Source organism: Modicisalibacter tunisiensis (assembly GCF_020148005.1).
Lineage (GTDB): Bacteria > Pseudomonadota > Gammaproteobacteria > Pseudomonadales > Halomonadaceae > Modicisalibacter > Modicisalibacter tunisiensis.
Map to the genome: position 1 here is coordinate 3,212,285 of NZ_JAGXFD010000001.1, position 7,448 is coordinate 3,219,732.

Sequence of the window (7,448 nt, forward strand, 5' to 3'; positions counted from 1 at the left end):
GCCATATCCCTCATGCAATCAATGGTTATCACGCGGTGGCGACTGCCTCGCCACGTCGCGGTACTTGGTCGCCGGCTCCAGGGTCATGCCGCGGTCGAGCTGCTCGACCATGCCGCGCTGGATCTCCTGCCACGGCGTCTGATGCGGCGGATAGATATAGCCACCGCGTGACGCCAGCGCCTCGCGGCGCGCCTGAAGCTCGGCGGCGTCGATCAGCAGGTTGGCCTCGCCGCGGGCCAGGTCGATACGGACGCGATCGCCGGTCTCGAGCAGTGCCAGGCCACCGCCGACGGCCGCCTCCGGCGCCGCGTTGAGGATCGACGGCGAGCCCGAGGTACCCGACTGGCGGCCGTCGCCGAGACACGGCAAGGAGTCGATGCCGGCACGGATGAGGGCCTCGGGAGGCTGCATGTTGACCACCTCGGCACCGCCGGGATGGCCGACCGGCCCGGCGCCGCGCATCACCAGGATGGTATCCTCGTCGATCGCCAGCGCCGGATCATCGATCCGCGCGTGATAGTCCTCCGAGCCGTCGAATACCACCACCCGGCCCTCGAAGGCCTCGGGATCCTTGGGCCGGCTCAGGAAGCGGCGACGGAAGTCGTCGGCGATCACGCTGGTCTTCATCAGCGCCGAGTCGAACAGGTTGCCCTTGAGATTGATGAAACCGGCGTGCGCGACCAGCGGGTTGTCGTAGCGGCGGATGACGTCGTCGTCGAGCGTCTCGCTCTCGCCGACATTGGCCGCCAGCATCCGGCCGTTGGCGGTCATCACGTCGCCGTGCAGGCGCCCCGCCCTGAGCAGTTCATTGAGCACCGCGGGCACGCCGCCGGCCCGATGAAACTCCTCGGAGAGATAGATGCCGGCCGGCATGACGTTGGCCAGCAGCGGAATCGCGTGACCCAGGCGCTGCCAGTCGTCGTTGTCGAGCTCGATGCCGGCATGGCGGGCGATGGCGTTGACGTGGATCGGCGCGTTACTCGAGCCGCCCAGCGCCGAGCAGACCACGATGGCGTTCTCGAAGGCCTCGCGGGTCAGGATGTCGAGCGGCCGCAGGTCCTCCCAGACCATGTCGACGATGCGCTCGCCGGTCTGGTAGGCGACCATCGCCCGCTCCTTGTAGGGCGCGGGAATCATCGCCGACCCCGGCAGGCTCATGCCCAGCGCCTCGGCCATCGAGTTCATCGTCGAGGCGGTGCCCATGGTGTTGCAGTGGCCGATCGACGGCGCCGAATCGGTGGCCCGACTCAGGAACTCCTCGTAGCCGATATCGCCGGCGGCGAGACGCTTGCGCAGTTCCCAGATGATGGTGCCGGAGCCCACCCGCTCGCTGCCCCGCCAGCCGTTGAGCATCGGCCCGCCGGAGAGCACGATCGCCGGGATGTTCGCGGTCGCCGCGGCCATCAGGCACGCCGGGGTGGTCTTGTCGCAGCCGGTGGTCAGCACCACGCCGTCGAGCGGGTAACCGTGCAGTACCTCGACCAGCCCCAGATAGGCCAGGTTGCGGTCCAGCGCGGCGGTCGGCCGGCGCACGTTCTCGTGAATGGGATGCAGTGGAAACTCGAAGGGCACCCCGCCGGCGGCGCGAATGCCATCCTTGACCCGTTTGACCAGCTCGATGTGATGACGGTTGCAGGGCGTCAGGTCGGACCCCGACTGGGCGATACCGATGATCGGCTTGCCGCTCTTCAGCTCGTCGAGCGTGAGGCCGTAGTTCATGTAGCGCTCGATGCACAGCGCCGTGGTGCCCGGGTGATCGGGATTGTCGAACCACCACCGCGAGCGGAGCTGGTCGGAAGTTATCGTGTGATCGCTCATGGTCTGACGCCTTTCCCTCGATGGTCGGTTGTCGAAAAGAGAGTTCACCCTGTCGCCAGCGTACTCTACCGGGATCGCCGCGTATGTTGAACAAACGAATGATATGTTCAACATGGATGCCGACCCATGTCTGTCTTTCCCGCACTCTCGAGATTGGAGGGGTCTATAGCGCCCCCGGAGGGCCGGCCCCGCTCGCAGACCTGCCGACGGATCAGCCCGAGTCATGCTGCAGCTATCTGCAATAACCTTGGCTCGGGATGGATACCCTTTCGGCCCCCCGGGGCTCTGGCCCTATAATGCCCGGGGACAACAACCACCAACTCCGCCCGCACAGGACACGCCATGAAGCCCGAAACGCTCGCCCTCCACCACGGCTATGCTCCCGACAACCAGCATGCCGTCGCCGTGCCCATCCACCAGAGCACCTCCTTCGCCTTCGACAACGCCCAGCATGCCGCCGACCTGTTCGACCTGCAGGTGGAAGGCAACATCTACTCGCGGATCATGAATCCCACCTGCGCCGTGCTGGAACAGCGCGTCGCCGCCCTCGAGGGCGGCATCGCCGGGCTGGCGGTCGCCTCGGGCATGGCGGCCATCACCTATGCGATCCAGACCATTGCCGAGGCGGGCGACAACATCGTCTCGATCAGCGAGCTGTACGGCGGGACCTACAACCTCTTCGCCCACACCCTGCCCCGCCAGGGCATCGAGGTGCGCTTCGCCCACAAGGACGCCCTCGCCGACATCGAGGCGATGATCGACGAGCGCACCAAGGCGGTGTTCTGCGAGAGCATCGGCAACCCGTCCGGCAGCATCGTGGACATCGCCGCGCTGGCCGACGCGGCGCACCGCCAGGGCGTGCCGCTGATCGTCGACAACACCGTGGCGACCCCCTTCCTGTGGCGCCCCATCGAACATGGCGCGGATATCGTCGTGCATTCCGCCACCAAGTACATCGGCGGCCACGGCACCACCGTCGGCGGTGTCATCGTCGATTCCGGCCAGTTCCCCTGGGCCGATCAGGCGCAGCGCTTCGCGCTGCTCAACGAGCCCGACGCCTCCTATCACGGCATCAGCTACACCCGCGACGTCGGCGATGCCGCCTTCATCACCCGGGCCCGGGTGGTGCCCCTGCGCAACATGGGGGCCGCGCTCTCGGCCCAGGCCGCCTGGAACCTGCTTCAGGGGCTGGAGACCCTGGGGCTGCGCATCGAGCGCGTCTGCGACAACACCCAGCGGATCGCGACCTACCTGGAGGACCACCCCCAGGTCACCTGGGTGCAGTACGCCGGGCTCGCCAGCCACAAGGACCATGCCCTGGCCGAGCGCTACATGGACGGCCGCGCCTCGGGCATCCTGAGCTTCGGTATCCAGGGCGGCCGCGAGGCGAGCGCACGCTTCTACGACGCCCTGCAACTGGTGCTGCGCCTGGTCAACATCGGCGATGCCAAGACCTGTGCGGCGATTCCGGCGGCGACCACGCATCGCCAGCTCAACGACGAGGAACTCGCCGCGGCCGGGGTCACGCCGGACATGGTGCGCCTGTCGATCGGCATCGAGCATGTCGACGACCTGATTGCCGACCTGGACCAGGCGCTGGCCGCCGCCCGGTCCTGACACCCGCCACCGTGCGGTCGTGAGGCCTCGCGAGGCTCACGCCCGGTTCTCTCCCCCGCCCGCGAAAGGACGCCGGCACGACGCCGGCGTTGGGAAATCCGCCTCATGCACGCGCCGCCCGGCACCGCTCGGCCTCAGTGCGAGTGGCGCGGCACCTCGGCACCCCGACAGCCCACCAGAAAGTCGAAGTCGCAGCCCTCGTCAGCCTGCAGCACGTGCTCGATATAGAGCTGGCGATAGCCGCCGGTACTGGCGATCCGGCGCGACGCCGCGGTGGGATCGTGCTCGGCCAGGCGGCGTTCGAGTTCGGCGTCATCGACCTCGAGGTGCAGGGTGCCGGCGTAGGCGTCGAGGGCGATCCAGTCACCGTTCTCGACCGCCGCCAGCGGGCCGCCGGCGGCCGCCTCGGGAGCCACATGCAGCACCACGGTGCCGTAGGCGGTGCCGCTCATCCGCGCGTCCGAGATCCGGACCATGTCGGTGACGCCCTGTTCGAGCAGCTTGGCGGGCAGGCCCATGTTGCCGACCTCGGCCATGCCGTGATAGCCGCGCGGGCCGCAGTGCTTCATCACCAGGATGTCGTCGGCGGTGACGTCGAGGTCCGGGTCGTTGATGCGCGCCTTGTAGTCGTCGAAGTCCTCGAACACCACCGCCCGGCCGCGGTGGGTCATCAGTTCCGGCGTGGCCGCCGAGGGCTTGAGCACCGCCCCCTGCGGGGCGAGGTTGCCGCGCACGATGCACATCCCGCCGTCCTCGCGCAGCGGGTTGTCGAGCGGGCGGATTACTTCCTCGTTGTACAGCGGCGCGTCCTTGACGTTGTCCCACAGCGTCTTGCCGTTGACGGTCAGGGCGTCCTTGTGGGGCAGGCGGTCGGCCTCGCCGAGACGGCGCAGCACCGCGGGGAGCCCGCCGGCGTAGTAGAACTCCTCCATCAGGAAGCGCCCCGAGGGCTGCAGGTCGACGATGGTCGGCGTGCCGCGGCCGATACGGTTCCAGTCATCCAGCGCCAGATCCACGCCGATGCGTCCGGCGATGGCCTTGAGGTGGATCACCGCGTTGGTCGAGCCACCGATCGCGGCGTTGGTGCGGATGGCGTTCTCGAAGGCCTCGCGGGTCAGCACCTTCGACAGCGTGAGGTCCTCGTCGACCATGTCGACGATGCGATTGCCGGAGAGATGCGCGAGCACGTAGCGCCGCGAGTCCACCGCGGGGATGGCGGCGTTGTGCGGCAGCGACACGCCCAGCGACTCGGCCATGCAGGCCATGGTCGAGGCGGTGCCCATGGTGTTGCAGGTGCCGGCGGAGCGTGACATGCCGGCCTCGGCGGCCATGAAGTCGTGCATCGAGATCTGCCCCGCCTTGACCTGCTCGGAGAGCTGCCAGACCACGGTGCCGGAGCCGATGTCGCGCCCCTCGTGCTTGCCATTGAGCATCGGCCCGCCGGTGACCACGATCGTCGGGATGTCGCAGCTCGCCGCGCCCATCAGCAGCGCCGGGGTGGTCTTGTCGCAGCCCACCAGCAGCACCACGGCATCGAGCGGGTTGCCGCGGATCGCCTCCTCGACGTCCATGCTCGCCAAGTTGCGGGTGAACATCGCGGTGGGCCGCAGGTTGGACTCGCCGTTGGAGAACACCGGGAACTCCAGCGGGTAGCCGCCGGCCTCGAGCACGCCCTGCTTGACGTGCTCGGCGAGCTTGCGGAAGTGGGCGTTGCAGGGCGTGAGCTCCGAGAAGGTGTTGCAGATGCCGATGATCGGCTTGCCGCGGAACTCATGATCGGGAATGCCCTGGTTCTTCATCCAGCTGCGGTACATGAAGCCGTTCTTGTCGGCGGTGCCGAACCAGGCGGCACTGCGCAGCGGGCGCTTGTTGTCGGTCATGCGATGACTCCCATCCGGACGACGGCGGCAACCGCCGCCTGAAGACTGTCAATGGGGCCGGCGAGGCTCGACTCGCCGGCCACCGTGAAATATCACGCTCCCCCGTATCGATACCCGTTCCGATATCGACGGTGCTCCGGTCGGCCACGGCGAATACACGCGATAGGCGTGCCTTCGAACCGGGTCGCGCAGGACCCTTGCTAGCCGGAGCCAAGGCACACCATACGAAAGTTCATGTTGAACATAAAAGCCATATGTTAAACATTTAGACTATCTGTTGAGATGCCGGTGGCGAAACGTGACCCATTTCCCGTTGCCCGAAATCGCCCCGGCCAACCGTATCTCGCGCCGTGGTGCCTTGGGGGTACCGCGATCGCGAGTCTCACCGTGCCGCGTCCCGGCACGGACCGGGGTGGGCCCGATGCCCGCCTTCTGCCCTGCAAGGGGCCATCCAATGCTCGCTGTCACAACAACAAGCGCCACATGGAGACCATGATGTTCACAATGAAACAGGCCATCGCCGCCACCGGCTCGCTGCTGCTGCTCGGCATCACCACCGCCCAGGCCGCCGAGTACGACTGGAAGTTCCAGGCCTCGGAAACCGCGGGCGAGCCGAGCTTCAAGATCAAGCAGAAGTGGGCCGACAAGATCGAGACCATGACCGACGGCCAGGTGCATATCGAGGTCATGCCGATCAACTCCATCGTCGGGCCCACCGAGACCCTGCAGGCGGTCTCCTCCGGCATCCTCCAGGGCCACATGACCGATCCCAGCTACTTCTCCGGGCAGAACCCGGCGTTCGGCATGATGGGCAACCTGGTGGGCGCCTGGAGCGATCCCTACGACTTCCTCGAGTACATGAAGCACGGCGGTGGTGAGGAACTCTACAACGAGCTCGCCGAGCCCTACGGCACCCACCTGATCGCGGCGGCGACCTTCCCGCTCGAGTCGATTCCCTCGACGGTGCCGATCAGGAAGGTCGAGGACTTCAAGGGCCTGAAGATTCGTGCCCCGCAGGGCATGGTCTACAACGTCTTCGAGCGGGTCGGCGCCTCGCCGGTCAACCTGCCGGGTTCCGAGGTCTACACCGCGCTCGAGAAGGGCGTGATCGACGCCGCCGACTCCACGGTGCTGTCCAACAACGACGCCCAGGGCATCCATGAGTTCGCCCACTACCCGATGTACCCGGGCTTCCACTCCATGCCGATGATCGCCGTGTCGATCAACAAGGACATCTGGGACGGCCTGCCCGAGGACCTGCAGACCACGCTGGAGACGGCCTTCGACGACATGGCCTATGACCTGATCGCCCAGCTCAAGGAACAGGATCTCGAGACCCTGCAGAAACTCAAGAAGGACCCCGACGTGCACCCCATCGACCTGTCGCCCGAGGAGCGCAAGAAGTTCCGTCAGGCCGCGCAGAAGGAATGGAAGGAATGGTCCGTCAAGAATGACATGACGCAGAAGTACTACGACTCCGTCACCGGCTTCCTGAAGTCACGCGACCTGCTGTAACGCGGCGTCATCACTCTCTTGCTTCTGACCACGGCGGCGCTTCGGCGCCGCCTGGAGGAACCATGTCCCGCAAGCTTCACAAGGAACACACTGCCGCGGCGGTCGACACCGACGCGGTACCACCCGCCGAGCCCGAATCGGCGCCGGACGAGGCGCGCAGCGCCTTCGACCGCGGCGTGCTGTGGTGCGCCCGCGGCGCCGCCTGGCTGGTCTTCGTCGCCATGGTCATCAGCGTCTACGAGGTCATCATGCGCTATGGCTTCGATTCGCCGACCTCCTGGGTCCACGAGTCGGTGGTCATGCTGGTCGCGGTCTCCTTCGCCCTCGGCGGCCCCGCGGCCCTGGCCAGCAACCGCCACATCCGCGTGCGCGTGCTCTACGACACCGCCGGCCCGCATCTCAAGCTGTGGCTCGATCGCTTCAACGACCTGGTCACCTTCGGCTTCTGCCTGGCGATGAGCTACGCCGCCTACACCATGTTCTGGGACGCTTCCCACAACCCCATGGGCGAGTGGTCGCTGGAGCGTTCCGGGACCTCCTGGAACCCGCCGTTCCCGGCCCTGGTCAAGGGCGTGATCATGGTCGCGCTGATCCTCATGTGCCTGCAGGCCTTCATCC

General features: G+C 66.9%; 5 protein-coding genes. 3 read left to right on the forward strand and 2 right to left on the reverse strand.

Annotation, left to right across the window (positions count from 1 at the left end; all coding sequences use genetic code 11):
- Nucleotides 1–18: 18 nt before the first annotated feature.
- Nucleotides 19–1,818 (reverse strand): IlvD/Edd family dehydratase, encoded by a 1,800-nt coding sequence (locus tag KGQ91_RS15070; RefSeq protein ID WP_224421357.1) that lies wholly within the window; start codon nt 1,816–1,818, stop codon nt 19–21.
- 342 nt (nt 1,819–2,160) lie between these two features.
- On the opposite strand from KGQ91_RS15070, the gene KGQ91_RS15075 reads away from it, so the two are divergent.
- Nucleotides 2,161–3,435, forward strand: a complete 1,275-nt coding sequence (locus KGQ91_RS15075) for an O-acetylhomoserine aminocarboxypropyltransferase/cysteine synthase family protein (protein ID WP_224414500.1) — start codon at nt 2,161–2,163, stop codon at nt 3,433–3,435.
- Between the two features lie 134 nt (nt 3,436–3,569).
- Here the strand turns inward: KGQ91_RS15075 and KGQ91_RS15080 are convergent, their stop codons facing one another.
- Complete coding sequence (locus KGQ91_RS15080) at nt 3,570–5,315, reverse strand: IlvD/Edd family dehydratase (protein ID WP_224421358.1); 1,746 nt, start codon at nt 5,313–5,315, stop codon at nt 3,570–3,572.
- Nucleotides 5,316–5,810: 495 nt separating this feature from the next.
- Here KGQ91_RS15080 and KGQ91_RS15085 point away from each other — a divergent pair, with 495 nt between their 5' ends.
- Together KGQ91_RS15085 and KGQ91_RS15090 are read left to right on the forward strand one after the other, a co-directional pair.
- Nucleotides 5,811–6,830: a TRAP transporter substrate-binding protein gene (locus KGQ91_RS15085; RefSeq protein ID WP_377172484.1), complete on the forward strand. Its 1,020-nt coding sequence runs from the start codon at nt 5,811–5,813 to the stop codon at nt 6,828–6,830.
- Nucleotides 6,831–6,892: 62 nt separating this feature from the next.
- The coding region (locus tag KGQ91_RS15090) for a TRAP transporter small permease subunit (protein ID WP_224421359.1) at nt 6,893–7,448 on the forward strand (556 nt) is incomplete at its 3' end.

Excerpts from the sequence above, each read along its gene's own strand:
- KGQ91_RS15085 (WP_377172484.1), top strand. The coding sequence starts at position 5,811 with ATGTTCACAATGAAACAGGCCATCGCCGCCACCGGCTCGCTGCTGCTG.
- KGQ91_RS15075 (WP_224414500.1), top strand. The coding sequence starts at position 2,161 with ATGAAGCCCGAAACGCTCGCCCTCCACCACGGCTATGCTCCCGACAAC.
- KGQ91_RS15080 (WP_224421358.1), bottom strand. The coding sequence starts at position 5,315 with ATGACCGACAACAAGCGCCCGCTGCGCAGTGCCGCCTGGTTCGGCACC.
- KGQ91_RS15070 (WP_224421357.1), bottom strand. The coding sequence starts at position 1,818 with ATGAGCGATCACACGATAACTTCCGACCAGCTCCGCTCGCGGTGGTGG.